Genomic DNA, 23,658 nt, shown 5'->3' with positions numbered 1-23,658 from the left:
ATGGTAACATGTTCAGCTTGGCAGTACTAATAGGCCGAGGGCTTGACCAAGTTGGTTCCCAACCCTTTATTCGATTCTTTTCTACGCTTTCTCCTTTATTCAGTTTTTAGGGTACTGTGCACAGTAAGCGGTATCTGCCAGATGCACCATTAGCTCAGTTGGTAGAGCACCTGACTCTTAATCAGGGTGTCCCGGGTTCGAGTCCCTGATGGTGCACCATTTATGGCCCGTTGGTCAAGCGGCTAAGACGGCGGCCTCTCACGCCGCAAACGTGGGTTCGATTCCCGCACGGGTCACCAGGAGTAAGCCGCAAATGTGGTTTGCTCTTATATTCCTCCTTAGCTCAGTCGGTAGAGCATGCGGCTGTTAACCGCAGGGTCGTTGGTTCGAGTCCAACAGGGGGAGCCAATAGAAAAAAGGGTTTTCGATTATCGAAAGCCCTTTTTATTTGTATAAAAAACTGCCTGTGGGGTTATCAGGCAGTTGGGTAGGGCTTATTTAATGAGTACAGTGGCGAAGTAACCAGGTTCGCTGGGGGCGTCTATTAAGTGGCGGAAAACCTGCTCGGTAGGCAGGCCACAATCAATGACCATGGATGCAGAGGGCAATTCTGGCTGTTCTGCCCGTTCGGCCAGTGCTTTTTGCAGGGATGGGATAGATTTTCCAGACTTCATCAACACTTTTGTGCCGGGGAGATTAAGGGCGCTTTCCCAGCCGGGTGATGTGGCGGGCAGGATGTGCAACGGCTGATCCCAACGGGTGAGGCTTTCGCCCAGCCGGGCTGCTACAGCGCAAAAGCTGGGTACGCCGGGGATCATCTCAACCGGATAGCCTTTCTCTGCTAGGATATCGGCCAAATAGGCAAAGCTGGCGTAGATGGACACATCGCCCAGATTGAGCATGGCTACGTGCCGTCCGGCTGCCAGATGGCTTTCTACCTGCGCGGCGGCTTGGGCATGGGCAGCCTGTAACTGGGCCGGATCCCGGCTCATGGTGAAGGAGAGGGGTAATATCTCTTTCCCGGTAAGGTCTACGACCTGGCGGGCGATATCCAATGCCAGCGTACGGCCGCCTTTGGTGCGGGGGGTGGCGATGACCGGGCACTGTTCCAGCACCCGCAGGGCTTTGAGCGTCAGTAGTTCTGGGTCGCCGGGGCCAACACTGACCCCGAAGAATGTGCTTTTTTCCATAAAATGCCTCCTTCGGTTTCCTTTATCATACTGCGAAATGGGGAAACTTGCAAGCTTGATTTGTTGGTGTGAAGGGAATGCCTTTACGAGTTTGGCGTTTTACCGGCATATAATGGACAGGTAGGGGATAGATTATAGGGGGATATGGTGGGGATATGGGCCGGATATATGGCATATACTATTGACATTTTGGCAGGAAATCTCTATAATGGTCATAGAATGTTGCGCGGCCGCCTACGGGGAGTAAAGGCAAGGACGCGGCTAAAAGGGTGGTTGAGATGAACTTTTTGCAAAAGCTGTTTTCTAAGAATAAGGAGGATCCGGCGGCAAAGGGCCAGGCGGGCAAAGGCGGCATTTCGGAGGAACTGCCTGAGTTGGCTGTGGGTATGTCCCTGGACGTGGTAACGGCCGACGGCAAGCTGCTGCTCACCGGCCAGGTGGCCAATGTGGACGGTACCAGCCTCTCGCTGGAACGTATGCCCGGTTGGCTGGCCTTTGATACCTGCGAAGTGGGGGACCGGGTGATGCTGCGGGGCTTTAACCGGCAGATGATCGCCTTTAACCTCAGCGGTATTGTGCAGGAGTCCTCCCGCATTGTATTCCGCATTAAAAACTTAAAGGCGGAGCACGTGATCAACCAGCGGCTGAGTTTCCGGTTGCCTGTAAATACCCCGGCGGCTATGTTCCGGCAGGATGACGACCATTTTACCCAGCCGGAGGAGTGTGTGTTGGTGGACATCAGCACGGGCGGGGCCTGTGTGGAAACGGACTACATACACTCGGACGAGGATGTGGTACGGCTGCGCTTTAAGCTGGAGGATTACCCCACCATGGCCTTTTTGGGGCAGATTGTGCGGGGCACGGAGTACAGTGCCGGCCGCTACCGCTATGGCGTGCTGTTTGCCCAGTTGAAACAGGAGGAGCAGACGGCCCTTACCCGTACCCTCTACAACATCCAGACCGGCAACCGCCGGGAGTGGAGCCGGGGTATGGACGGTTCCTGGACCTAAACGGCTTTTTGACCTGGAACAGCCAACAGCCGGGCTTATGTTGCCCTGGCTGTTTTTCTTCCCCGCCTTTTCTGCTTTTGTTTTTTTCTGTTTGGTCTTTGTTTGGCCTCTGCTTGGCCTCCGGCGGCTTAAGAAACTTTTTGAAAAAAGTTTCTTAAGAATCTTCAAAAACTTTTGCGGGGGGAGGGATTTGGCTGTTTTTCATGGCCTTTTTTGCCCTTTTTTGCGGGGCTAGGGCTTGTTTGAAAATAGAGGAAATGACGGATTTTTGACCAGAAACGGTCAGATTCAAGGAGAAAACCGCAAGTAATACTTGCGTATTACGAGGATTTTCGACGCAGAAGATGGTTGTTTCTGGGTAAAAAGGCGGCGTTTTCGATTTTTCAAACAAGCCCTAGACTGGCTTTGGTGTTTGGGGGGATTATGGGGAAAATGAAAGGGGGCTGGCAGGTGTGAAGGGAAGTTTTGTTTGAATTTTTTGGGGGGTGTTTTTGGGGGGAGAGTTTCGGTTTGGATGTAGCCAGCGATTAACGTTGGAGGTATGGGATCAAGTTGGAGGGTTTTGCCGGGGGCCGGGTGAAGGCCGGGGGAAAGCCCCGTAAAGGAGGACAAGCGTATGAAAACGCCCAGGGAAAGGGCACAGGGACTATTGGCACAGATGACGTTACGGGAGAAGGTGGGGCAGCTCAATCAGCGGCTATATGGCTTTGCCTGCTATGAGAAGGAGGGGGCGGACATCCGGCTCTCTCAGGAATTTATGGACGAGGCGGCGTATTACGGCGGCATTGGCTGCCTGTACGGGCTGTACCGGGCCGACCCCTGGTCTGCCAGGGACTATGCCACCGGGCTTAGCGGGGCGGAGATGAAACGGGCCTACAACCTGGCCCAGCGGTATGTGCTGGAACACTCCCGGCTGGGCATACCCATGCTTACCAGCAGCGAGTGCCCCCACGGCCACCAGGCCCTGGACGGCTGGCTGCTGCCGGTGAACCTGGCGGTTGGCGCGGCCTGGAACCCGGCCCTCACCCGGCAGGCCTATGCGGTCTGCGGGCGGCAGTTGAAAGAACTGGGGGTGGATTTTGCGCTGATTTCCATGCTGGACATCCTGCGGGACCCCCGTTGGGGCCGCAGTGAGGAGTGCTATGGGGAGGACCCCTTCCTGGCGGCGGCCCTGGCCAGGGCGGCTGTAGAGGGCTGCCAGGGCTCCGGGGTGGCGGTGGTGGCCAAGCACTTCTGCGCCCAGGGGGAAACCACCGGGGGTGTGAACGCCAGTGCGGCCCGTATTGGCCCCAGGGAACTGCGGGAGATCCATCTACCTGCCATGGGGGCCTGCTGCAAGGCCGGGGTGCGGGGGGTGATGGCCGCTTATAATGAGATCGACGGCCAGTTCTGCCATGCCAACCGGGAACTGCTCAGGGATATCCTGCGGGAGGAGCTGGGCTTTACGGGCATTGTGATGGCGGACGGTGTGGCCATCGACCGGCTGGACAGCATCACCGGCAGCCCGGAGGCCTCGGCGGCGCTGGCCTTACAGGCGGGCGTGCAACTGAGCCTTTGGGACCGGGCCTTCTCCACCCTGGAGTCTGCCGTAGAGAAGGGGTTGGTGAAGGAGGAGGAGATCGACGCGGCTGTGCTGCCTGTGCTGGAGCTGAAATTTGCCAGGGGGCTGTTCGAGCAACCCTTCCTGGACGAGGAGCCCCCCACGGCTTTTACCTGGCAGGACTTCCCCCAGAGCCTGGAACTGGCCCGGCAAAGCCCGGTACTGCTGAAAAACAATGGCCTGCTGCCTTTGCAAAAACCGGGCAGGGTGGCGGTGATCGGCCCCAACGGGGACAGCCTTTATAACCAGTTGGGGGACTACACGCCCCCCATACGGCCGGGCGCGGGAGTGACCCTGTTGGAGGGCCTGCGGGCGCTGCTGGGGCCTCAGGTGGCCTATGCGCAGGGCTGCCCTGTGTGCGGGGAGGATCCCGCGGGGTTGGCCGAGGCCGTGGAATTGGCCCGGCAGAGCGACCTGGTGGTCCTGGCGCTGGGGGGATCCTCCAGCCGGTTTGCCGGGGCCAGCTTTGACACCAACGGCGCCGCGATTGTGGACGGCCCGGTGCAGATGGACTGTGGCGAGGGGGTGGACAGCCCCAGCCTGCGCCTGCCCGGCCTGCAGGAGCGGTTGGCGGAGGAAATTGCCCGGCTGGGCAAGCCGGTGGTTGCGGTGGTGATAGCGGGCCGTCCCTATGTGCTGCCGGCGGTTGTCCGGCGGGCGGACGCGCTGGTGTATGCCTTTTACCCGGGGCCCATGGGCGGGCAGGCGCTGGCCGAACTGCTTACCGGCCGGGTTTGCCCCTCTGGCAGGCTGCCGGCCTCGCTGCCGGGCAGCGTAGGGGGCTTGCCCTGCTACTATAACCACAAGGCCTCTTACACCCCGGTGGAACCGGCCTTGTACCCCTTTGGCTTTGGGCTCAGCTATACCCAGTTCCGGGTGGAGGACCCGGTGTTCCCCCAGCGCATCAGCGCAAAGGCCTTGGCGGAGGGGGAGCGGGTTCAGGTGCGCTTTACCCTGCGGAATACCGGCTGCGTAGACGGGGCCGCTGTGCCGATGCTGTTCTTGCGCAGCGTAACGGGTCCTGTGGTGGGCCGGGTGAAGGAGTTAAAGGGTTTTGAGAAGGTGTTCCTCCCGGCGGGGGAGGAGCGGGCCTGTGTGTTGTCCCTGGGTGCGGAGGAACTGGCGGTTTGTGGCCTGCGGGCGCAGGCTGCGCCAGGGCCCAGGGAAGTGGAGCTCTGGTTGGAAGAAGGGGGCCAGGAATGGGCCAGGGGCCGCCTGACCATTGCCTGAGTGTATGGCCCCAAAAGAATGCCCGGCCCCACCAGGGGGCCGGGCATTCTGCGCGGCGGTATGTACCGGCTTACGGCTTACAGGATGATTTCGCCATCTACCGTGCCGGGCAGGGCAGCGGCGTTGGATTCGTCGGTGTCAACGTGCATGGCCAGGGCGTAGTTGGGGCTGACCCGGCAGACCACGTCCCCAAAGACCAGGGCGCGGCCGTTGTAGTCCACCTTTACGGAAACGATCTGCTTGTCCGCTACGCCGGCCTCTTTGGCCTCTTCGGGGTTAAAGTGGATGTGGCGCTTGGCGGCGATGACGCCCTTCTCAATGGCCACCTGGCCGGCAGGGCCCTTCAGGGTGCAGCCGGGGGTACCCTCCAGGTCGCCGGACTCCCGGATGGGGGCGGTGACGCCCAGCTTGCGGGCGTCGGTGAGGGAGATCTCCACCTGGGTTTCCCCGCGGGTGGGGCCCAGGATCGACATACTCATGGAGCCCTTGGGGCCGATGACTTCTACCTTCTCGGCACAGGCAAACTGGCCGGGCTGGGACAGGTCCTTTTTGTTGGTCAGCACGGCGTCCGGGCCAAACAGGGTAGCCAGGTCGGCCTGGGATACGTGCACGTGATGGGCGGATGTTTCAACCATAACCTTCATTGTGATATCCTCCTAAATCAAGGCTAAATTCTGCTTTTATTATACTACCTGTGCCACAAAATTGCAACAGTTATTCTCCCTGGGGAAGGGCAGGGGAGGGGGGGGAAACGGAAGTGTTTTGAAGCGAGGTTCCGGTGGGCGAAGGATAAAAGTTTCGTCCACCTTTTCAAAGGTGGTGGGGTTTTTAGGGGCAAAGCCCAAGAGTTGGCTACGCCAACTCTCCGCCGCCGGAGGCACTAAGGTGGTGGGGGGTTAGGGGGCGATAGCCGAGAATCAACGCTCCGCCGCCGGAGGCCAACACTTCGCCATAAACTCTTCCGTTTGGACACACCCCAGTTACAAGCAGAGCCCCCAGTAAGCCCACATAAAAGTTTCGTCCACCTTTTCAAAGGTGGTGGGGTTCTTAGGGGTGAAACCCCTAAGCCGCCGGAGGCATTAAGGGGGGTTTTAGGGGCAACGCCCAAGAGTTGGCTGCCAACTCTCCGCCGCCGGAGGCATCTGGGGGCACGCCCAGGGCCGGGGCGGGCGTTGACAAGCCGGGGCGGGTATGGTAAGATGATAAAAATGAAGGATAGGGGCGTGGACGGTATGTTTAGTAACTGGGCGCAGCTACAAGAGGCTTGCATGGCCTGCCGGAAATGCGGGCTTTGCGAGGGGCGGCACCATGTGGTGTTCGGGGTGGGCAACCCCCAAGCAAAGGTTATGTTTGTGGGCGAAGGGCCTGGGGAGAACGAGGATTTGCAGGGCGAGCCCTTTGTGGGCCGGGGAGGCCAACTGCTGGATAAATTTTTGGCGGCCGTGGATTTGGACCGCCAGAAGAACGTCTACATTGCCAACATTGTGAAGTGCCGCCCGCCCCAAAACCGTGACCCGCTGCCGGAGGAGCAGGAGGCCTGCATTGCCTGGCTGCGCAACCAGTTCTCCCTTTTGCAGCCACGGATTGTGGTGTGCCTGGGCAGGGTGGCGGCCATGCGGCTGATGAAACCGGACATCAAGATTACCAAGGAGCACGGCATATTTATGGAGAAGGGCGGCACGCTGATGATGGCGACCCTACACCCCGCGGCCCTGCTGCGCAACCCCGGCCAGAAACCCGCCGCCTTTGAAGATTACCTGAAACTGCGGGAAAAGATAAACGAACTGGGCTGCGATGTGGCGCAAAGCTAGGGGCTTGGGGGACGCCAGAAAACTATTGAAAAACACATGGGGTTGTGGTATAATAGGGGTGATACAAACAGTATACAGGCATATACGGGCCTGGCAGCGTATGCGCCGGGCCTGTGACCAGTGTGGGAGAGGGCCAGCATGGGAATCGACATAGCCATTGACCTGGGCACCGCCCGGTTCAAAATATTCCAGGACGGCAAGGGTATCGTCCTCAACGAGCCCTCGATTATTGCCGTGGACAACCTGACCGACGAAGTGATCGCCATTGGCAGCGAGGCCTACCGGATGCTGGGCCGTACCTCTGACCGGGTGGAGGTGGCGCACCCCCTGTGCAACGGGGTTATCTCCGACCTGTCCCTGGCAGAGCACTTGATCGCCTATTACCTGCGCCAGGTGGGCCGCAGCCGCCTGTTTACCCCGCGGGTGGTGGTCAGCGTACCCTGCGGGGTGACGGAGGTGGAAAAGCGCGCGGTGGTGGACGCCATCGGCGCGGCAGGCGTGCGCAAGGTATGCCTGATTGAGGAGCCGGTGGCCGCGGCCATTGGCGCGGGGGTGGACATTGCCGCACCCCACGGCTGCATGATTGTGGATGTGGGGGAGGGCACCACCGATATGGCGGTGATCTCCCTGAACGGCATTGCCATTGCCAACTCTACCCACATTGCGGGCGGGGATTTTAACGAGGCCATTGTGAAGTATGTGCGCCGCAAGTTTAGCCTGATTATTGGCGACCGTATGGCAGAAGCGGCGAAAATGGCCATAGGCTGCGCGTACCCCCGCCGCCAGCTTAGCACCTATACCTTAAAAGGGCTGGACGCCGTAAGCGGCCTGCCCACCACCACGGTGATGACCTCGGACGATATGATAGAGGCGCTGATAGAGCCGGCGATTGCCATTGTGCGTACCGTGCAGGCCACCCTGGAACTGACCCCCCCGGAGTTGCTGGCGGACATTTTTACCGACGGCATTTACCTGACAGGCGGCTCTGCCAACCTGTACGGGCTCTCCATCCTCCTTTCCAAAAAGACCAGGATACCGGTGGTCACTTTTGACGAGCCGGAGAACTGTGTGGTTTTGGGGGCTGGGCGGGCCATTAAGTACATCGACAAGCTGGACAGGGGCGACCATGGGAAGATCAACCCGCTGATGGCGTATACATAAGGGGCGCAGGGCCCGGCCGGGAAACGGGATGTGATGGTAAGGGATTTGTAAGCTTTCTTGCAGGGGGCTGTAAGGAAACTGTGCTAGACTGGACAGGATGATTTTCTCAGGAAAGGAAACCGTGTTATGAAACGTGCCCCGACCCACAAAAGGAAGATCCCGTGGGGGATCGTCTACATTGCCGCGACCATTGTAGCCGTGCTGTTGTTTGGCCTGTTTAACCGGGAGTTTGGCAATGTGTTCTACACCATTACCCACCTGACACCGGGCTTTCTCACTTTGGCGGTGGTGGTCAGCGTGGTGTTTTTCTTCTTTGAGGGCGGGGTGATCCGGCTGCTGATGGGCAGCCAGGGCATCCCCATGGGCTGGGGCAGCAGCTTGAAGATCAGCCTGATTGGCATATACTACTCCTACATCACCCCCAGTTCTACCGGGGGGCAGCCCATGCAGGCGGCGTACCTGCGGCGGGACAAGGTGCCTGTGGGCCTGTCTACGGCGGTGCTGATTATGAAGTTTTTCTGCTACCAATGCGCCTTTGTGTTGTGCACCGGGGTGTTTTTCCTGCTGTTCCATGATAAAATTGCCAGGGAAAACCCCGGCATCCTGTTCTTTATCACGGTGGGGCTGCTGATCAACGGCGGGTCGATCCTCTTCTTTGGGTCCCTGTTCTGCCGGCCGGTGCTGGGGGCCATGTGCCGGTTTGCCAAGTGGCTGGCAGGGCGGTTCGGGCGGCTGGCGGCGCGTTTTAACGCAATGGAGGCCATCGACCGGTTTGAGGCGGACTTTGACAGCTATACCGACGACTTTAAGGAGAAGAAGAAAGCGGTGGTTTGGGGCATCCTGCTGTCGGTTCCCCAGTTTATCCTGCAAATGAGCGTGCTCTACTTTGTGTACCGCTCCTTCGGGTATAACGAGGCCGGTTTTGTGGAGATTGTGGCCATCCAGAGCCTGTTGCAGGTTTCGGTTTCCTTTATGCCCATGCCGGGGGCCTCCGGGGCCCAGGAGATTGGGTTCTCGAACTTCCTGAAACCCTATTTTGTGAACAATGACCTTTACGCGGCCGTGATGGTGTGGCGGTTCTTTACGTACTATCTGGTGGTGATAGCCGGGGCCCTGCTGGTGGTTGTAGACCAGTTCCTGTATGGGCGGAAACAGAAACTGGAAGGGCAAGCGGCGGAATGAGCGGCTGCCTTTGGCAGGCCCTGGGAGGCGTTTGTTTTCCGGGGCGCTACATATGTTGGGGTGGGGAATAGGAAAAGCCCGGCGGGTGGGATGCCGCGGGGCTTTTTGCATTTTCGCATTTATTAAACGGGCTTTTGTAGCATGGAGGGAGTGCCCTAGAACTGGAAATACACAAAGTCCTGGGGGTTATAGCCCTCGCCGTAGGAGCCGAATACGATGATAGAGGCAATCAGCAGGAAGTAGACGCCATACCGCGGCAAAAGGCTGCGGTTGATGCGCGCCTCCAGCCCCTTTTCGGCCAGGAGCCAGTCCACGGCCAGTAGCAGCAGGCTGTACCCGCCCAACATACCCAGCGCCTTGGCAGACAGCCCCAGGGGCCCCGTATGCAGGCCCTCGGCCGGGATGCGCAGAAAGGCTGCAAACACGGCCAGCGCGTCGGAGAGGGAATTGGCCCGGAACAGCACCCAGGCCAAACAGGTAAGCCCAAAGGTGCACAGCACCCGCAGCACGGTGAGCCACCAGGCCCGCGGGGGCAGGTGTATCAGCCGGAAAAGCCTGTCCCGCAGGGGCTGCACCAAAATGGACACGGCCTGGTAGAGCCCGTTCAGCAGGCCCCAGGCCACAAAGGTCAGTGCCGCCCCATGCCATAGCCCGCTGACGGCAAAGACCACCAGCAGGTTCAAAATGCGCCGCCCCTTCCCCCGCCGGCTGCCGCCCAGGGGGAAATACAGGTAGTCCTTGAACCAGGAGGACAGGGAGATGTGCCAGCGCCGCCAGAAGTCCTGTATGGAGGTGGCCAGGTACGGGCAGCGGAAGTTTTCCATCAGGCTAAAGCCCAGCATTTTGGCCGAGCCCCGGGCAATGTCCGAGTAGGCGGAGAAGTCGCAGTAGATTTGGATGGCAAAGGCCACCGTGGCCAGAGCCAGGGCCGCCCCGGTGTGCTCGGTGGGGGCGTTGTACACCGTGTTGACAACCACGGCCAGGTTATCGGCCAGCACCATTTTTTTGAACAGCCCCCAAAGTACCGGCAAAGCGCCGTCCCGGAGGTTCTCCCCGCGGAAGGGGTGTTCCGCCTTGAGCTGGTGGAGGATATGGCCGGAACGCTCAATGGGCCCGGCCACCAGTTGGGGGAAAAACGACACGAACAGGGCGTAGTCCACAAAGCTTTTCTCGGCGGGCACATCCCGGCGGTATACGTCTACCGTGTAGCCAAGGGCCTGGAAGGTGTAAAAGGAGATGCCCACCGGCAGCAGCACATCCAGCAGGGGGGTATGGAAACCCAGCCCAAACAGCCCCAGGCCCCGGCCCACCAGGCCGGACACAAAGTTGAAGTACTTGAAAAAGAACAAAACCCCCAGGTTGGCCAGGAAACTCAGTGCCAGCCACAGCTTGCGCCGCCCCCATAGGGCCCGCTCTACCAGCAGCCCGCAGGCATAGGTTACGGCGGTGGAAAAGAGCATGAGCAGGGCGTATTTGGGGTTCCAGCACATATAAAAGTAGTAGCTGGCCCCCAAAAGCAGCCAGTTGCGCCACCGTGGCGGCAGCAGGTAGTATACCAGCACATTGACGGCCAAAAACACCAGGTATGCCAGCGAGTTGAAATTCAAGTGTCAGCCCTCCTTATCCTCAGCGGGGTACTGGACCGGCGCGGCGTCGGCCTCTTTGCAAAGCTGGTGGAAGTGCTCTACGCGGCCTTGCCAAAGGGTGGGGTCAGCGGGGGCGGCGGGGGTGAGGTAGCCCTCCAGCCGGTTTGCCAGGTAGTGGGTGAATTTTACGGCCCCCCGGTAATTGAAGTGGCTGGCATCGTAGAAGTCCAGGGACAGGTCCAGGCCAATGGCCGCAAACTCGTCGTTAAAGTCTATAAACGCCACGCCCATACCGGCCAGGTCAGCGGCAATGCGGGCCCGCCAAGGGGCGGGGGCCTGCTTTACAGTGGGGGTCAGGTAAAAGACCGGGGTAATCCCCTGTTCCCGGCAGAAATCCACCATTTTCCGGGCATAGCCCAGGCTATAGGCGTAGCTGTCAGGGTCCTCCTCAGGTAGGCTGGCCGTGGGAAAGACAGCCCCGGCGGGGCGCACTTCATCCAGGAAGGTATAGCCTGCCAGCGGGTCGGGCGCATAGCCTTGCCAGTCGGCGGCCGTAAGCTTGTCCCAGCGGTCATGGTAGGCGTAGGGCGGGAAGAGCAGGCCCAGGCGCTCGGCCCCGGCGGTTTCCTCCATCACCGGGATAAGGCGCTCCCAGCTATACGGCATATAGGTCAGGTTGACCTTGATAAACTGGCTTTCCTTCCCCTCGAACACCCCGGAGGGCTGGGAAAACTCAATAAACACGGTGCGGGGGGATTGGGTTTTGCAGCTTTCCCGCAGGTAGCGGTAGGTAACGGGCAGGGATTGGGCGGGCCCGGCCATTACAAAGGAAGTGGCGCCGGTGTCCTCATACAGCAGGGCGGGCACCACGTCACAGTAGGCCAGGGAGGAGCCAAAGAACATCACGTCCAGAGAGTGTTCCGGCTCTTCCAGGTACATCCCCCACACGGCGCCGTAGTCATGGCGTTTGGGGGTGATGGCGGGGGTCAGCCACGCACAAAAAGCCCCCAGTGCCAGCAGCAGGCACAAGAGGGCGGCCAGTTCCGAATGCAGGCTAAAGGGCTTGTGTTTGAAGGATAATTTCATCATACAGCCAGTATAGCACATGGGGGGCTGATTTGCAACCCTTCACGGGGCGAAAGATGAAGGAACCCTGCCGGCCCGCAACCATGCAGGGCCGGCAGGGCGGTAGCTGGGCCTGCCCCTTTACCGAAAGCGGCAGGGGGCCGGGCATAGGCGTTAAGGGGCCTTCCAGATGGGGAAGGGAAGGGTGGAGGGCTGGGGGGAGAGGGCCTGCTCCAGGTCGCCGAACCGGTAGCCCATCTCCTCCCACTTGCCCAGCAGTTCATCCAATATCGCCCCGTTGGTGGCTGAGGTGCTGTGCAAAAGCACCACGGCCCCCGGATGGATGCGGGGCAAAAGCTTATCGTAGGCCTGCTGGGGGGTGGGCTGGTCGTTCTCGTACCAATCCACATAGGCCAGGCTCCAAAAGACGGTCTGGTAGCCCAGTTCCTGGGCCATTTTCAGGTTGCTTTCGCAGTACTTGCCCTGGGGCGGCCGGTAGAGTTTGGGCATCTCACTGCCCACGGTTTCCCGGTAGAGGGCCTCGGTTTTCTCTAGCTCCTCCCGGAAACTCTCCTTGCTGCTGATCTTGGACATATCCGGGTGGCTGAAGGTGTGGTTGCCCACGGTGTGGCCCTCCTCCACCATACGGCGCACCAGGCCGGGCTGGGTTTCCAGGTAGTTGCCCACCAGGAAGAAGGTGGCCTTTACCCCGTGCTTTTTCAGCGCGTCCAATATCTTTTCGGTGTTGCCGTTCTCAAACCCGGCGTCAAAGGTCAGGTACAGCACCTTTTCCGCCCCGGGCACGCAGTATACCGCGTCAAACTGGGCCAAGTACGCGGCAGTGGCATTGGCCACCGGGGGCGCGCCCTCCTGCTGAAAGCTTAGCCCCCAGTTGGCGACCTCCCCACTGGCCGCTACCGCTTCCCCTGTTTGCCGGGAAAAAACCTCGAACACAGCCACCAGGCCCAATAGCAGGGCCAGCCCGGCCACGGCCAGCGCCACCCAATGCCTTTTTACAAACGCTTGCATCCTTCACCCCGCCTTTCTCTGCCTGATTTATATGCGGCTGCCCCCGGCTTGAGAACATCCCCTAGCCGCCGGCGGCAGGCCGGGCCTTAAAAGCCCTTGCATTTCAGCCGCGGATAATGTATGATTTTCTTAAGGAATAGCGACCGGAAATGTAAGAAACGGGTGCTATAATCAGGCAAATGGAGGGATCGGCATGGAAACGGAGAGTAAGAATATTTTGGTGGTGGATGACGACCGGGAGATCGTACGGGCCATTGCGCTGGGGCTGGAGGCAGAGGGCTACACGGTTTTTCGGGCCTATGACGGCCTGGAAGCGCTGGATATGGTCGCAACCCGGAATATCCACCTGATCATTATTGACGTGATGATGCCCCGGCTGGACGGGCTTTCGGCCATTATGCGCATACGGGAGGAAAAGAACCTGCCCATTATTGTGCTATCGGCCAAAAGCGAGAACAGCGACAAGGTGCTGGGCCTGTCTATGGGCGCGGACGACTATATTACCAAGCCCTTTAACCCCCAGGAACTGGCGGCGCGGGTAAAATCCCAATTGCGGCGGTATACCAGCCTGGGGGACATCAACTCCCAGGGGGAGAACACCATTGTAAACGGGCGGCTGCGGTTCCACCTGGACGAGCACGTGCTGTATGCCGACGGTGAGCCCATTAAGCTGACTGCCACGGAAACCAAGATTGTGGAACTGCTGATGCGCAACCCCGGCCGGATTTTCCCGGCGGAGGAGATTTACAGCAAGATATGGAACGAGTCGGCCTACTCGACGGAAAATACCGTGATGGTACACATCCGGCGCATACGGGAGAAGATTGAGATCAACCCCAGCGAGCCGGAATATTTAAAGGTGGTGTGGGGGATTGGATATAAATTTGAAAAGCACTAACACGTTTAAAGGGCTGCTCTCTTGGCTATGCCTGCTGACCGTGCTCTGTTCGGCCTGTGTGGCGGCGGTTTTTGCGGTGATGGTGCTGGTAAACCCGGGGATTCTGGAATATGCCACCACCAGCGTACAGGATTTCGCCTCTACAGTGCCCCCCAGCCTGCGGGAGTACTACAACGAAAGCAGTGGCAACTGGGAGTATATGGAGGCCCCTAACCCGGGCGAGGGGCTGGTGTACGAGTATGGCTTGAAGATTGGCAGCGCGGTGGCGATTTTGCTGACGCAGGTGGTGCTGATCTTCAGTTTCCGCCGGGACCGGCGGGCCTTTGAGGACATGGTGGGCAGGGGCCTGGGGCGGATATGGATGGAACCGAAACTGGCGGTTCTTTGGGTGCTTGGCTGGCTTTGTTTCAGCCTGTTGATGTGGGGCGGTACCAAAGGGATTTTCCTTACGGCGGTTGTGGGGGTTATGGCGATCTACTTCCTCTGCCTGGATATTGGCCGGAACCACCGGTTCTTTGGCCACAACATCATCCACTCCATTTTGGTGCGGGTCAACGGCTACCACAGCATGACCACCTTCCAGCAGCGGGCGGTGCGGCGGGTATATGCCACCATTGCCATAGTGATGGTGCTGGTGGTTTTAGGGCTTGTGGGCTATGGCATTGCGGTGAATGTGCTGTATGACCACGGCCTGCACCAGCAGAGTAAGCTGGCCCTGACCATCCCCCTGACAGCGGGGGTGGCGGTGATTGGCACGGTGTGGTGGTATATTTTGGCCCTTAAGCGGGACTTGCAGGAGTGGAACCTGCTGATGGACCAGATTACCGAGATGTACGGCGGCGACCTGAATGCCGTGAACCATGTATCCCCGGCCAGCAACCTGTATGACTGCGCCATGCAGCTAAATATGATCCGTACCGGCGTGCAGAAAGCGGTGGAGGAAGGTACCAAAGCCGACCGCACCAAGATTGAGCTGATCACCAATGTGTCCCATGACATTAAGACGCCTTTGACCTCGGTGATCAGTTATGTGGAGTTGCTGAAAAAGGAGCCCGGCCTGCCGGACGCGGCCAGGGACTATGTGAATATCCTTTCGCAAAAGACCCAGCGCCTCAGCGGCATTGTGCAGGATGTATTTGAGGTGAGCAAGGCCGCCACCGGCAATATCAGCCTGAATTTGGAGGACTTGGACATCGGCCGGCTGTTGCAGCAGACCTTTGCGGAGATGGATGAGGCCATCCAGCGCTCCCAGCTTCAGTGGCGGGTGGATATCCCCGACGCGTCCATGATCGTACACGCGGATGGACAGCGGCTGTACCGGGTATTCCAGAACCTTGTCCGCAACTGCATCCAGTACTCCCTGGAGGGCTCCAGGGTGTATGTCACCCTCTCCGGCCAGTCCGGGGTGGCCCAGGTGAGCATACGCAATGTGTCCCGGTCGGAGATCACCATGAACGGCGAGGATTTAACGGCCCGCTTTGTCCGTGGCGACCAGAACCGCACCACCGAGGGCAGCGGCCTGGGCCTGTCTATTGCCAAAAGCTTTACCGAGGCCTGCGGCGGCCACTTCTTCGTGCGTACAGACGGCGACCTGTTTACCGCCACCGTACAGTTGCCTTTGGCAGAGGCCCCGGGGCCCGGCTGAACAAGTTGGAGCCTCTTTTTGGGTATAAAAATCCCCCAGCACCGCCTTACAGGGGCGGGCCGGGGGATTTTTGTTTTGTGGCAGGGGCCGGGGAGAGGCCCCGGACGGGCTGCCGTGGGGTTTACCGGGCTTTTTTCTCCGGTACGATCTCGCTTTTATCTACAGAGTGGGCCACCAGGCCCTTGTCGCCGGGCTCCATGTCCGGGATCACCAGGTTGAGGATGATGCCCACGATGATGCCAAGGCCGATGTTGGAAAAGCTGAAGGTGGCGTTGCCAATGGCCGCCCCGCCGATGGCCAGCACCAGCATAACGGCGGCAATGCACAGGTTACGGTTTTTGGTGAAGTCCACGTGGTTTTCTACCAGGGTGCGCAGGCCCACCGAGGCGATCATGCCGTACAGCACAATGCAGGCCCCGCCCAGCACGCAGTTGGGCACGGACTGGATGACCCCAATGGCCTTGCCCAAAAAGCTGACCGCAATGGCGATTACCGCCGCGATGCGTAGGGAGGCCGGGTTATAGTTGCCGGTGGCGGCCAGTACAGCGGTGTTCTCGCTGTAGGTGGTGTTGGGCGGGCCGCCTACCAGGCCGGCAAATACCGTGGCCAGGCCGTCGCCCATAAGGGTGCGGTGCAGGCCGGGCTTTTCTGTAAACTTCTTGTTGACCACCGCGCCGTTGGCGTATACATCGCCCACGTGCTCTACACAGGTTACAATGGCAATGGGGGCGATCATGCCGATGGCGGTGATGTTGAAGGTGGGCAGCACAAAGTGTGGGGCCTGTAGCCAGCCGTAGCTGGCAATGATGGAGGTATCCATCAGCGCCGCAGGGGCCAGGCCGGTTTTGGTGACAAGCAGGGCCAGCAGGTAGCCCCCCACCAGGGCGATGACGATGGAGGACATCTTGACCATACCCCGGCCACAACTGGAGAGTACCACGGCGGTGAGGCAAACCACAGCAGCTAGTACCCAGGCCCATACATAGGTGGACATATTGTAGCCCTCGCTAAACAGGGCCAACGCGTTGCCGTCAGGGCCGTATTGGGTTTGGATGTTGTTGATGGCAGAGGAGGCCAGGTTCAGGCCGATGAGGGTGATGCCTACGCCCCGGACAACCGGCGGGAACAGCTTGTCTATCAGCCCCTTGCCGAAAAGCCGGATCACCAGGGCCAGCAGCAGGTAGAACACGCCGGAAACGATGATGCCCCCCATCGCCGCGGCAATCTGCTCATCTTTGGTGGCGCCAAAGGCGGTGTTGCCGATTACCCCGCATAGCGCGGAGATGAAGGCAAAGGAACTGCCCAGAAAGGTGGGCATCCGGCCACCGGTACATAGGTGGAAAATGATGGTGCCGCAGCCGGCGCAGAACAGGGCCACGCCTACGTCCAGGCCGGTGAGCAGGGGGACCAAAATGGTGGCGCAGCTCATGGCAAAGGCGTGCTGGAAACCCAGCGCCAGCGCTTTTTTGGCCCCCAGTTTTTCATATTCTGCCGATTGGGGGAACAAAAGCCGGTTTAGTTTTGTGAAAATTTCCAATTTTCTGACCTCCTCATTCCTCTGTCAAATTTTGGCCGTACTTTGAACAGTATAGCAAAAAAGGGGGAGGCTGTCAATAGGGGAGGGGAATGGTTGGGCGGTTTTTTGCAAGAAAACCGGCTTGTGCTTGCAATACCGGCGGGTGGGGGCGGAAAAACACGGGTGTTTCCTGCCGGTTATCAGGCAGATATTGGGCAGGTATCAGGGGGATAGTGGGCCGGTAGGGGGGCGGTCTTAGGGGGATAGGGAGGGGGTCTTGCCGGGGGCAGGGCTGGGGGGAGGGGGCGGCAGAGGTTGTGGGAGGGGGTGATGAGAGGGCGCCTGAAACGTAATAGTGCACGAAAAAAGGGACACACAAAAGTTCCGGCATCTCACCGGCTGTTCTACCTTAGCCGGTGGCTATCGCCCTTTTCAAAGGGGGAGGGAGGAGCGGGAACCGAAAGCCGGGGGTGGCGATGCCAAGGTTTTGGGGGGGGACGGCAATCGCTGGGGGTGATTGCCCGGCACCGAAGGGGAGGCAGCGGGGACCGAAGGCCGTGAGGTGGCGACGCCAAGGTTTTAGGGGGACGGCAATCGCTGGGGGTGATTGCCCGGCACCGGAGGGAGGCAGTGGGAACTGAAAGCCGGGAGGTGGCGCGGGCAGCGCTACGCCGCTGGGGGTGGCGGGTGTGTCCTGGGGGGCTGGGGGTTGGGCTGCGGGGGGAGGGAAGGGGGTATTTTTGGAGGGGGGAGAGGGTGCGGCGGTGGGGTGGGGGGATGGCATATTTCGCGGCGGATTTAGCACTTTTTACAGTGGGGGGCGCAGGTGGTTGCGCATCGGCGGCAAAAGTGATTAAATGGGGGCGGGGGGCAAAGGCGGGGCTAGGGAAGGGGCTGGGAGGGGGGACCGGCCTGGCCCGGTTGGCCTGGGTGGTCCGGCTGGCCCAAGGAATCTGCCTGGCCCGGCAGGTAGCGGGAGGGGGGCATACCGCAGCTTTTGCGGAAGAAACGGCTGAAGGACTGGACCGAGTCGAACCCCAGGGCCTCGGCCACCTGGGTGACGGTGTTGGCCTGGGCCAGGAGCTCCACGGCCTTTTCAAAGCGCCGCCGCTGGTAGTAGCTGCTGAGGCTGGCGCCCATGACCGCCGCGAAGGACTGGGATACATAGGAGTAGCTGTAGCCCAGTTGCCGGCTGACATCGGTGAGTTTGCGGATACCGAAGATGTTGTTATCGATATAATTGACCACGTCATAGACCATGCGCTGGCGGTGGTTGCCTGCCTGTAGGGCGGCATCCTTGCGGTAGCAGCGGCGGGTGAGCAGCAGCAGTTGGCTCAGTTGGTTTTGCAGCAGCAGGCCGCTGCTCTCGTCGTTGATGATCATCTCGTTGAACAATAGGGAGAACACCTGGCGCACGCTGCTGTGCCGGTCCTGGGCCAGGGGCTCGGTGACATGGGCGAAGAAATCGGCCAGTTGGGCGTATTCCCGGCCGGCGGCGGGGTCGGGCATGAACCCGCAGTAGTTGTAGCGCAGGGGGTCGTGGCGGCTGGAGCGGATGTTGTGCTGGCTGCCCTGGGGGGAGAGGAACAGGTCCCCCGGCCGCACCCGGTAGGCCTGACCGTTAAAGAAAAAGGTGCCGGTGCCGGAAACGATACAGGAGATCTCGTGGCAGATTTGGGTATGGGCCCCTACCTGGCGGCCGGGCTGGCACTGCCAGTCGCCGATTTGGTACAGGTAAACGCCCCCGTAGGGCCGGGGCTCGGCCAGATAGTCGTGGTCAAAGTGGAACTTGCCTTCTTTGGTATGCATATGCCAAGCCTTTCTCGGCGGCCCGTTGCGGGCGGCTGCCGCCGTGCGTATTCTGACATGGAAAAGGAGTGACCGCAATGAAGATCGGGTTTATTGACTATTATTTGGACGAATGGCACGCCAACCATTACCCGGCCTGGCTGAAAGAGGCCGACGGGGATATGGAGGTGGCCTATGGGTACGCGGTGCTGGACAACCCCAACGGCCGTACCACGGCCCAATGGTGCGCGGACAACGGGGTGGAACCCTGCGCCACCATGGAGGAACTGGTGGGGAAGGCCGACGTGCTGGCTGTGCTGGCGCCGGACAACACGGAACTGCACGAGGCCCTGTGCCAGGTGGCGCTGCGCTGTGGCAAGCCCACCTTTATTGACAAGACCTTTGCCCCGGACGGGGAAGTGGGCCGGCGGATTTTCGAGCTGGCCAACCGGCACGGCACCCCCTGCTGGTCGGCCTCGGCCCTGCGGTTTGCCACGGAGTACGGGGGGATAGACCGCGGCCAGGTGGAGGGGGTGGTTTCCCTGGGGCCGGCCGGGGCGGATACGTATAGCATCCACCAACTAGAGCCGGTGGTGATGCTGATGCAGGAGCCGGCCCGCCGGGTGATGGCCATGCCCGGCCAGAAACTGTATACCGTGACCATGGAGTTTGCCAGCGGCAGGCTGGGGGTCATCAACGGGCTGGCGGAGGGCTCGCCCTTTATGCTGCACCTGGCCCTAAAGGGCGGCAACCGGGTGGTGGAGGCAAAGGGCGACTACTTCCAGGGGTTTATACGGGAGATGGCGCGGTTTTACCGCACCGGGGAGGCACCGGTGCGCCAGGAGGAAACTTTGTGGATAGCCGACACCAGGGCCGCGGTGATGCGGGCCCTGGGGACGCCCGGACAGTGGGTGAATGTGTGAGCCGGAGACACCGGCCATAAAAAAAGGGGGAATACCTGGAAAAGGCAACGGCCTGCTTTGGGCTGGTTTCTTACGACTGCACAAACGGGCTGCTGGAGTTGGACAACCGCAACCACATGGGCCTGACCGGGGACGTTCTGCTGCGGGAGGCCCTGCGGGGGATGGGCCGGGTGGGGCCGGATACCCTGCACGTGGCGAACCACTTTTCCCATAACGGCCTGGTGGGGTACCGGGAGATGGAGGAAAGGGCCCGGAAGGAAGGGTTCCTGACGGCGTACGACGGCATGGCCGTGGAGTTTTAGGCAGGGCTTTGGCCGGGGCGGCCTGGGAGAATATACAAGATGATCCATTATCATTGTACTCATTGTAGCACAATCCGCCAGGCCCCGCAAGCCTTGTGAAACCTTTATTTAGGGCTTGTTTGAAAAGCCGGAAACGCCGTTTTTTTGCCCCCTTCTGCGTCAAAAATCCTTGCCAACTGAAGGATTTGACGAAGAGCTACGTGCAAGCCCCGGTTTTTCCTTGAGATGGCCCTTTTTGGGCAAAAATACGGCATTCCCTCTATGTTCAAGCAAGCCCTGCCCTGTGTCAAGGGCGCGAAAAAAGCCTCCGAGCATTGCCCCGGAGGCTTTCTTAACGAAGAATTTATTACAATAGTTTGATATTTGCGAACCTATTTACAGCCCATTGGCGTAAACTCCTTTTCCGGTACATCCTTGTCGCGAACCTGACCGCCTGTTGTTTTCTTTCCACCTGGAATACGCTTTACTAAGCTACAATAATCAGCGGTGGTTATGCGAACCCGTACCCGGTTGGTTTGCACAAGCCTGAAAGGGTTTTCAGCTTTGCACCCACCTTTCTTTCTATACAGGATATTTGCACTATCTATATTGATGGCGCGGGCCGGAGCCCGCCGTGCTGCTGTTCGATGCTACTGTCCATTGGACTCCTCCGCCTTTCCGTCTGTGATTAAAAGCCCGCTTATCCATTTGCCGCAGCCTTTTCCCAATTACGGGCCTTTGCGGCTGGTTATCTGCCCCGCCATTTTCACCTAAAGTGGTTGAGCCGCTACCCCCTTGGACGTTTCCCTGTGCGTGTATGTTTGCTTACAGGTTTTGCTGGCGCCCATGGTAATGGTACTTTGCTGTGCCCGCCACCGGCTACTTCCGGCTTTTGCCTCCCCACCGTTTTCATCCAAGCCTGTTTGTGTGGCTGGCTACTTCCGGTTTTCGTTTCTCCACCGTTTTCATCCAAGCCTATTTTTGTGTGGCTGGCTACTTCCGGTTTTCGTTTCTCCACCGTTTTCATCCAAGCCTATTTTTGTGTGGCTGGCTACTTCCGGTTTTCGTTTCTCCACCGTTTTCATCCAAGCCTTTTTGTGTGGCTGGTTACTTTCGGTTTTCGTTTCCTCACCGTTTTCATCCAAGCCTATTTTTGTGTGGCTGGTTACTTTCGGTTTTCGTTTCTCCACCGTTTTCATCCAAGCATTTTTGTGTGGCTGGTTACTTTCGGTTTTCGTTTCCTCACCGTTTTCATCCAAGCCTATTTTTGTGTGGCTGGTTACTTTCGGTTTTCGTTTCCTCACCGTTTTCATCCAAGCCTGTTTATGTGGCTGGCTACTTCCGGCATAAGCGGTTTTGGCTTTTTAGACTGCTCAGAAATTGGTTTGTTTTTCTGTTCTGGTTGTATTATACTATAGAGGGAGGGGTTTGTCAATAGGTTTTTTGAAAAAATATGGAAATTTTTTGTGCGGGTTCCCATTTGGCGCGGCGCGGGGCGGAGATGTGGGCGGTAAAGTGTACAAAACCCACTTTTTGCCTGGTTTGGCGGGGGGAAGGCGGGGCAAAGTAATGGGGCAGGGCGGGCCGCCCGGCAGGGGGCAGTGGGATAAAGGGGTAGGGAAATGAAAAATTGTTGCCAGGTCTATTGACTTTCCGGCCGGTTTTAGGTACAATAGGTACCACGGGGCCAGACAGCAGCGGCCCATGGGAAAGGAGCGCGGCTATGGACAACGGTTTTGAAGCGGATCTGATCACCCTGATTGACGACGAGGGGCAGGCCCATGAGTTTGAGATCATTGACGAGCTGGAGAACGACGACGGGCACTTTATGGCGCTGGTGCCTACGCAGCAGGACCCGGAGGACATGGCCACGGACGCCGAAACCTACTATATCTTTGAGGTGATTGAAGAGGACGGCGAGGAGCAGTTGCAGGAAGTGGAGGACGACGCCCTGCTGGATAAGCTGGCCGATATCTTTGAGTCCCGGTTCCATGAGGCGTATTTTGAGTAACGGCCGGCCTGGGGCCGGACGGTAAGACGCAAAGCGGTCTGCCCGATTCGCGGACTGTGCAAATATAACCCTACACTCGTATAAAAGGGAGTCCCCCTCCGTCTGCGGATTGCAGACCTCCCGGCCCGGCTGTGACTGTGGTTGGACGAAGGGAGCATGAACCATGCGGGAGGACACCCACCTGTTCTCTTTGTAGGCAGGTTATGAATTGCACAATACGGTCGGGCGGGCAAACTTGAATAGACGCGCGGGTGCTTTTTGGGCACCCGCGTTTTTGCGGTTGGATGGGGGACGTGGAATGCTTGCTTTTTGGGGCGAAGAGGTGTATAATCGGGGGGAAAGGCAAGAAATTGAATGGACTGGAAACGAGGGATTTAGATGGATCGGGCTTTTTTAAAGGAACTGCTGGCGACGCCTTCGGTGAGCGGGTACGAGGAGGCCATACAGGCAAAAGCCCTGGCTTTTGGCCGGGGCTTTGCCGGGGCACAACTGACGGACCCCAGCGGGAACGCCATCTCGGTGGTGAACCCCCAGGCGGGGCACAAGATCCTGCTGTGCGGGCACATCGACGAGATTGGCTTTGTGGTGACCCATATTGACGGGGACGGGCGGCTGCACCTGACCGCCGCGGGAGGCGTGCGGCCGAAACTGTACATTGGCTCGCCGGTACAGGTGTGGCATGAGGGCCAGCCGGTGAACGGGGTGATTGCCACATCCTCTGCCTTGCTGAAGAAGGAGAAGGTGGAGGACCGGGACTTGCTGGTGGACATTGGGGTTTGCTGCCGGGAGGAGGCCGAAAAGGCTGTGGCGGTGGGGGACCCGGTTTGCGCGGACGCGGCCCCCAGGGAGATGCTGGGAGGCTGTTTTTCCGGCCGGGCCCTGGACGACCGTACCGGCGCCTTTGTGGTGCTGGAGGCTGCCAAAAAGGCCGCGGAGATGGGGGCGGGCATGGGCATTTACGCCGCCACCACCGTGGGCGAAGAAACCAGCGGCCGGGGGGCCTATTACGCCGCCGCGCGGGTGCAGCCTGCCTGCGCCATTGCGGTGGATGTGACCTGGGCCAGCGACGCCCCCGGCACCGACCCCGGTGATACCGGGGAAGTGAAACTGGGGGGCGGGCCGGTGCTGTGCAGGGCATCGGTGGTGAACAAGCGGATGAACGCTTTATTGCAGGCGGCAGCGGCGGAGTTGGGCATCCCCTTGCAGTGGGAGATTGCCACGGGCCGTACCGGCACCGACGGGGACACCGTGAACAAGGCCGGGCTGGGCATCCCCATGGCGCTGGTGTCTATCCCGCTGCGGTATATGCATAGCTCGGTGGAGATGGGCTGCTGGAAGGACCTGGAGGGGTGCATCGACCTGCTGGCCGGATTTTTGGTGCGGCTCTCCGCCAAGATGGAGGAGGGGTTCGACTTTTGCACGGTGCAGGTTTAGGGCTTGCCTGCCCATAGGGGGCAGGCCGTTGTGCACGGGGGAAACAAGCCGTTTGTGGGCCTAAAGACGGTGTTTTTGGATGGTTTGGACAGGGTGTGTGAAACGGTCAAAAGAAGGGCGCTGGCGGAGGAAGGGTAGAAGTTTCGCCTTCTCACCGGCCGGTTCGGCCGGCTCGTAACGGCCGCTCTACTTGGCTGCGCCAAGTAGCCGGTGGCCCTCGTCTTTTTCAAAGGTGGCGGGGGTTTTTAGTGGCGGTTGTCCGCCGCCGGCCGGGGTGGCAGACGGGGATCAGGAACCC

At 59.6% G+C, this 23,658-nt stretch carries 20 protein-coding genes, 3 tRNA genes and 1 other RNA gene; 15 read left to right on the top strand and 9 right to left on the bottom strand.

The window, feature by feature from the left end:
* Positions 1 to 143: 143 nt before the first annotated feature.
* From U8U01_RS04225 to U8U01_RS04215, 3 genes are all read left to right on the top strand, one after another.
* Positions 144 to 219: transfer RNA gene (locus tag U8U01_RS04225), tRNA-Lys, on the top strand.
* Between the two features lie 5 nt (positions 220 to 224).
* Positions 225 to 299: transfer RNA gene (locus U8U01_RS04220), tRNA-Glu, on the top strand.
* A 33-nt stretch (positions 300 to 332) separates the two neighbouring features.
* Positions 333 to 408: transfer RNA gene (locus U8U01_RS04215), tRNA-Asn, on the top strand.
* An 86-nt stretch (positions 409 to 494) separates the two neighbouring features.
* On the opposite strand, the gene cobI is transcribed toward U8U01_RS04215, so the two are convergent.
* Complete coding sequence (cobI, locus tag U8U01_RS04210; protein ID WP_322170796.1) at positions 495 to 1,190, bottom strand: precorrin-2 C(20)-methyltransferase; 696 nt, start codon at positions 1,188 to 1,190, stop codon at positions 495 to 497.
* Between the two features lie 278 nt (positions 1,191 to 1,468).
* On the opposite strand from cobI, the gene U8U01_RS04205 reads away from it, so the two are divergent.
* Positions 1,469 to 2,200: a PilZ domain-containing protein gene (locus U8U01_RS04205; RefSeq protein WP_322170792.1), complete on the top strand. Its 732-nt coding sequence runs from the start codon at positions 1,469 to 1,471 to the stop codon at positions 2,198 to 2,200.
* Positions 2,201 to 2,354: 154 nt separating this feature from the next.
* On the opposite strand, the gene U8U01_RS04200 is transcribed toward U8U01_RS04205, so the two are convergent.
* Positions 2,355 to 2,591, bottom strand: a complete 237-nt coding sequence (locus U8U01_RS04200) for a hypothetical protein (protein WP_322170789.1) — start codon at positions 2,589 to 2,591, stop codon at positions 2,355 to 2,357.
* A 225-nt stretch (positions 2,592 to 2,816) separates the two neighbouring features.
* Between U8U01_RS04200 and U8U01_RS04195 the strand changes: the two genes are divergently transcribed.
* Positions 2,817 to 5,030, top strand: coding sequence for a glycoside hydrolase family 3 N-terminal domain-containing protein (locus tag U8U01_RS04195; protein WP_322170786.1), 2,214 nt, complete (start codon positions 2,817 to 2,819; stop codon positions 5,028 to 5,030).
* 77 nt (positions 5,031 to 5,107) lie between these two features.
* On the opposite strand, the gene pduL is transcribed toward U8U01_RS04195, so the two are convergent.
* Complete coding sequence (gene pduL / locus U8U01_RS04190; RefSeq protein WP_322170783.1) at positions 5,108 to 5,674, bottom strand: phosphate propanoyltransferase; 567 nt, start codon at positions 5,672 to 5,674, stop codon at positions 5,108 to 5,110.
* Positions 5,675 to 6,238: 564 nt separating this feature from the next.
* Here pduL and U8U01_RS04185 point away from each other — a divergent pair.
* The 3 genes from U8U01_RS04185 (at position 6,239) to U8U01_RS04175 (ending at position 9,184) form a co-directional block, all read left to right on the top strand.
* Positions 6,239 to 6,841, top strand: a complete 603-nt coding sequence (locus U8U01_RS04185; RefSeq protein ID WP_437124384.1) for a uracil-DNA glycosylase — start codon at positions 6,239 to 6,241, stop codon at positions 6,839 to 6,841.
* A gap of 138 nt (positions 6,842 to 6,979) precedes the next feature.
* Positions 6,980 to 8,002, top strand: coding sequence for a rod shape-determining protein (locus U8U01_RS04180; protein ID WP_322170780.1), 1,023 nt, complete (start codon positions 6,980 to 6,982; stop codon positions 8,000 to 8,002).
* Positions 8,003 to 8,128: 126 nt separating this feature from the next.
* On the top strand, positions 8,129 to 9,184 hold the full coding sequence (locus U8U01_RS04175; protein ID WP_322170777.1) for a lysylphosphatidylglycerol synthase transmembrane domain-containing protein: 1,056 nt from the start codon (positions 8,129 to 8,131) through the stop codon (positions 9,182 to 9,184).
* Positions 9,185 to 9,339: 155 nt separating this feature from the next.
* Here U8U01_RS04175 and U8U01_RS04170 read toward each other — a convergent pair whose 3' ends face one another.
* The 3 genes from U8U01_RS04170 to U8U01_RS04160 all read right to left on the bottom strand — a co-directional run bounded on the left by U8U01_RS04170 (position 9,340) and on the right by U8U01_RS04160 (position 12,864).
* Positions 9,340 to 10,791: an MBOAT family O-acyltransferase gene (locus U8U01_RS04170; protein WP_322170774.1), complete on the bottom strand. Its 1,452-nt coding sequence runs from the start codon at positions 10,789 to 10,791 to the stop codon at positions 9,340 to 9,342.
* Between the two features lie 3 nt (positions 10,792 to 10,794).
* Positions 10,795 to 11,859 (bottom strand): SGNH/GDSL hydrolase family protein, encoded by a 1,065-nt coding sequence (locus U8U01_RS04165; RefSeq protein WP_322170771.1) that lies wholly within the window; start codon positions 11,857 to 11,859, stop codon positions 10,795 to 10,797.
* A 150-nt stretch (positions 11,860 to 12,009) separates the two neighbouring features.
* Complete coding sequence (locus U8U01_RS04160) at positions 12,010 to 12,864, bottom strand: polysaccharide deacetylase family protein (protein ID WP_322170768.1); 855 nt, start codon at positions 12,862 to 12,864, stop codon at positions 12,010 to 12,012.
* A 193-nt stretch (positions 12,865 to 13,057) separates the two neighbouring features.
* On the opposite strand from U8U01_RS04160, the gene U8U01_RS04155 reads away from it, so the two are divergent.
* Both U8U01_RS04155 and U8U01_RS04150 read left to right on the top strand, forming a co-directional pair.
* A complete protein-coding gene (locus tag U8U01_RS04155) occupies positions 13,058 to 13,762 on the top strand; it encodes a response regulator transcription factor (RefSeq protein WP_322170765.1) in 705 nt (234 codons plus the stop codon).
* Positions 13,749 to 15,407 (top strand): sensor histidine kinase, encoded by a 1,659-nt coding sequence (locus tag U8U01_RS04150; protein ID WP_322170762.1) that lies wholly within the window; start codon positions 13,749 to 13,751, stop codon positions 15,405 to 15,407. Before U8U01_RS04155 ends, U8U01_RS04150 begins: the two co-directional genes overlap by 14 nt.
* Before the next feature lie 121 nt (positions 15,408 to 15,528).
* Here the strand turns inward: U8U01_RS04150 and U8U01_RS04145 are convergent, their stop codons facing one another.
* Positions 15,529 to 16,944 carry a uracil-xanthine permease family protein gene (locus U8U01_RS04145; RefSeq protein WP_322170759.1) on the bottom strand — a complete coding sequence of 472 codons (1,416 nt, stop codon included), beginning with the start codon at positions 16,942 to 16,944 and terminating at the stop codon, positions 15,529 to 15,531.
* 861 nt (positions 16,945 to 17,805) lie between these two features.
* Positions 17,806 to 18,732, bottom strand: a complete 927-nt coding sequence (locus U8U01_RS04140) for an AraC family transcriptional regulator (protein WP_322170757.1) — start codon at positions 18,730 to 18,732, stop codon at positions 17,806 to 17,808.
* Between the two features lie 77 nt (positions 18,733 to 18,809).
* On the opposite strand from U8U01_RS04140, the gene U8U01_RS04135 reads away from it, so the two are divergent.
* Positions 18,810 to 19,634, top strand: coding sequence for a Gfo/Idh/MocA family oxidoreductase (locus tag U8U01_RS04135; protein WP_322170754.1), 825 nt, complete (start codon positions 18,810 to 18,812; stop codon positions 19,632 to 19,634).
* Positions 19,635 to 19,732: 98 nt separating this feature from the next.
* Entirely contained in the window at positions 19,733 to 19,936 is a 204-nt protein-coding gene (locus tag U8U01_RS04130) for a hypothetical protein (protein WP_322170751.1), read from the top strand.
* Positions 19,937 to 20,880: 944 nt separating this feature from the next.
* Here the strand turns inward: U8U01_RS04130 and U8U01_RS04125 are convergent.
* Complete coding sequence (locus U8U01_RS04125) at positions 20,881 to 21,228, bottom strand: hypothetical protein (RefSeq protein ID WP_322170749.1); 348 nt, start codon at positions 21,226 to 21,228, stop codon at positions 20,881 to 20,883.
* A gap of 410 nt (positions 21,229 to 21,638) precedes the next feature.
* Between U8U01_RS04125 and U8U01_RS04120 the strand changes: the two genes are divergently transcribed.
* The 3 genes from U8U01_RS04120 to U8U01_RS04110 all read left to right on the top strand — a co-directional run bounded on the left by U8U01_RS04120 (position 21,639) and on the right by U8U01_RS04110 (position 23,360).
* A complete protein-coding gene (locus U8U01_RS04120) occupies positions 21,639 to 21,926 on the top strand; it encodes a DUF1292 domain-containing protein (protein ID WP_322170745.1) in 288 nt (95 codons plus the stop codon).
* A 32-nt stretch (positions 21,927 to 21,958) separates the two neighbouring features.
* A non-coding RNA gene (gene ssrS / locus U8U01_RS04115) (6S RNA) lies at positions 21,959 to 22,162 on the top strand.
* A gap of 142 nt (positions 22,163 to 22,304) precedes the next feature.
* The gene (locus U8U01_RS04110) at positions 22,305 to 23,360 is read left to right on the top strand and encodes a zinc-binding metallopeptidase family protein (protein WP_322170742.1); all 1,056 of its coding nucleotides are present in this window, start codon (positions 22,305 to 22,307) and stop codon (positions 23,358 to 23,360) included.
* Positions 23,361 to 23,658: the final 298 nt, after the last annotated feature.

The sequence above is a fragment of the Acutalibacter caecimuris genome (genome assembly GCF_034335085.1).
Taxonomy (GTDB): domain Bacteria; phylum Bacillota; class Clostridia; order Oscillospirales; family Acutalibacteraceae; genus Acutalibacter; species Acutalibacter caecimuris.
Note: the sequence above shows the minus strand (reverse complement) of the source record. Positions and strands in the feature narration are given on the sequence as shown.

Coding starts and splice junctions, on each gene's coding strand:
- cobI (WP_322170796.1), bottom strand. CDS start 1,190: ATGGAAAAAAGCACATTCTTCGGGGTCAGTGTTGGCCCCGGCGACCCA.
- U8U01_RS04205 (WP_322170792.1), top strand. CDS start 1,469: ATGAACTTTTTGCAAAAGCTGTTTTCTAAGAATAAGGAGGATCCGGCG.
- U8U01_RS04195 (WP_322170786.1), top strand. CDS start 2,817: ATGAAAACGCCCAGGGAAAGGGCACAGGGACTATTGGCACAGATGACG.
- pduL (WP_322170783.1), bottom strand. CDS start 5,674: ATGAAGGTTATGGTTGAAACATCCGCCCATCACGTGCACGTATCCCAG.
- U8U01_RS04185 (WP_437124384.1), top strand. CDS start 6,239: ATGAAGGATAGGGGCGTGGACGGTATGTTTAGTAACTGGGCGCAGCTA.
- U8U01_RS04180 (WP_322170780.1), top strand. CDS start 6,980: ATGGGAATCGACATAGCCATTGACCTGGGCACCGCCCGGTTCAAAATA.
- U8U01_RS04175 (WP_322170777.1), top strand. CDS start 8,129: ATGAAACGTGCCCCGACCCACAAAAGGAAGATCCCGTGGGGGATCGTC.
- U8U01_RS04165 (WP_322170771.1), bottom strand. CDS start 11,859: ATGATGAAATTATCCTTCAAACACAAGCCCTTTAGCCTGCATTCGGAA.
- U8U01_RS04160 (WP_322170768.1), bottom strand. CDS start 12,864: ATGCAAGCGTTTGTAAAAAGGCATTGGGTGGCGCTGGCCGTGGCCGGG.
- U8U01_RS04155 (WP_322170765.1), top strand. CDS start 13,058: ATGGAAACGGAGAGTAAGAATATTTTGGTGGTGGATGACGACCGGGAG.
- U8U01_RS04140 (WP_322170757.1), bottom strand. CDS start 18,732: ATGCATACCAAAGAAGGCAAGTTCCACTTTGACCACGACTATCTGGCC.
- U8U01_RS04135 (WP_322170754.1), top strand. CDS start 18,810: ATGAAGATCGGGTTTATTGACTATTATTTGGACGAATGGCACGCCAAC.
- U8U01_RS04125 (WP_322170749.1), bottom strand. CDS start 21,228: ATGAAAACGGTGAGGAAACGAAAACCGAAAGTAACCAGCCACACAAAA.
- U8U01_RS04120 (WP_322170745.1), top strand. CDS start 21,639: ATGGACAACGGTTTTGAAGCGGATCTGATCACCCTGATTGACGACGAG.
- U8U01_RS04110 (WP_322170742.1), top strand. CDS start 22,305: ATGGATCGGGCTTTTTTAAAGGAACTGCTGGCGACGCCTTCGGTGAGC.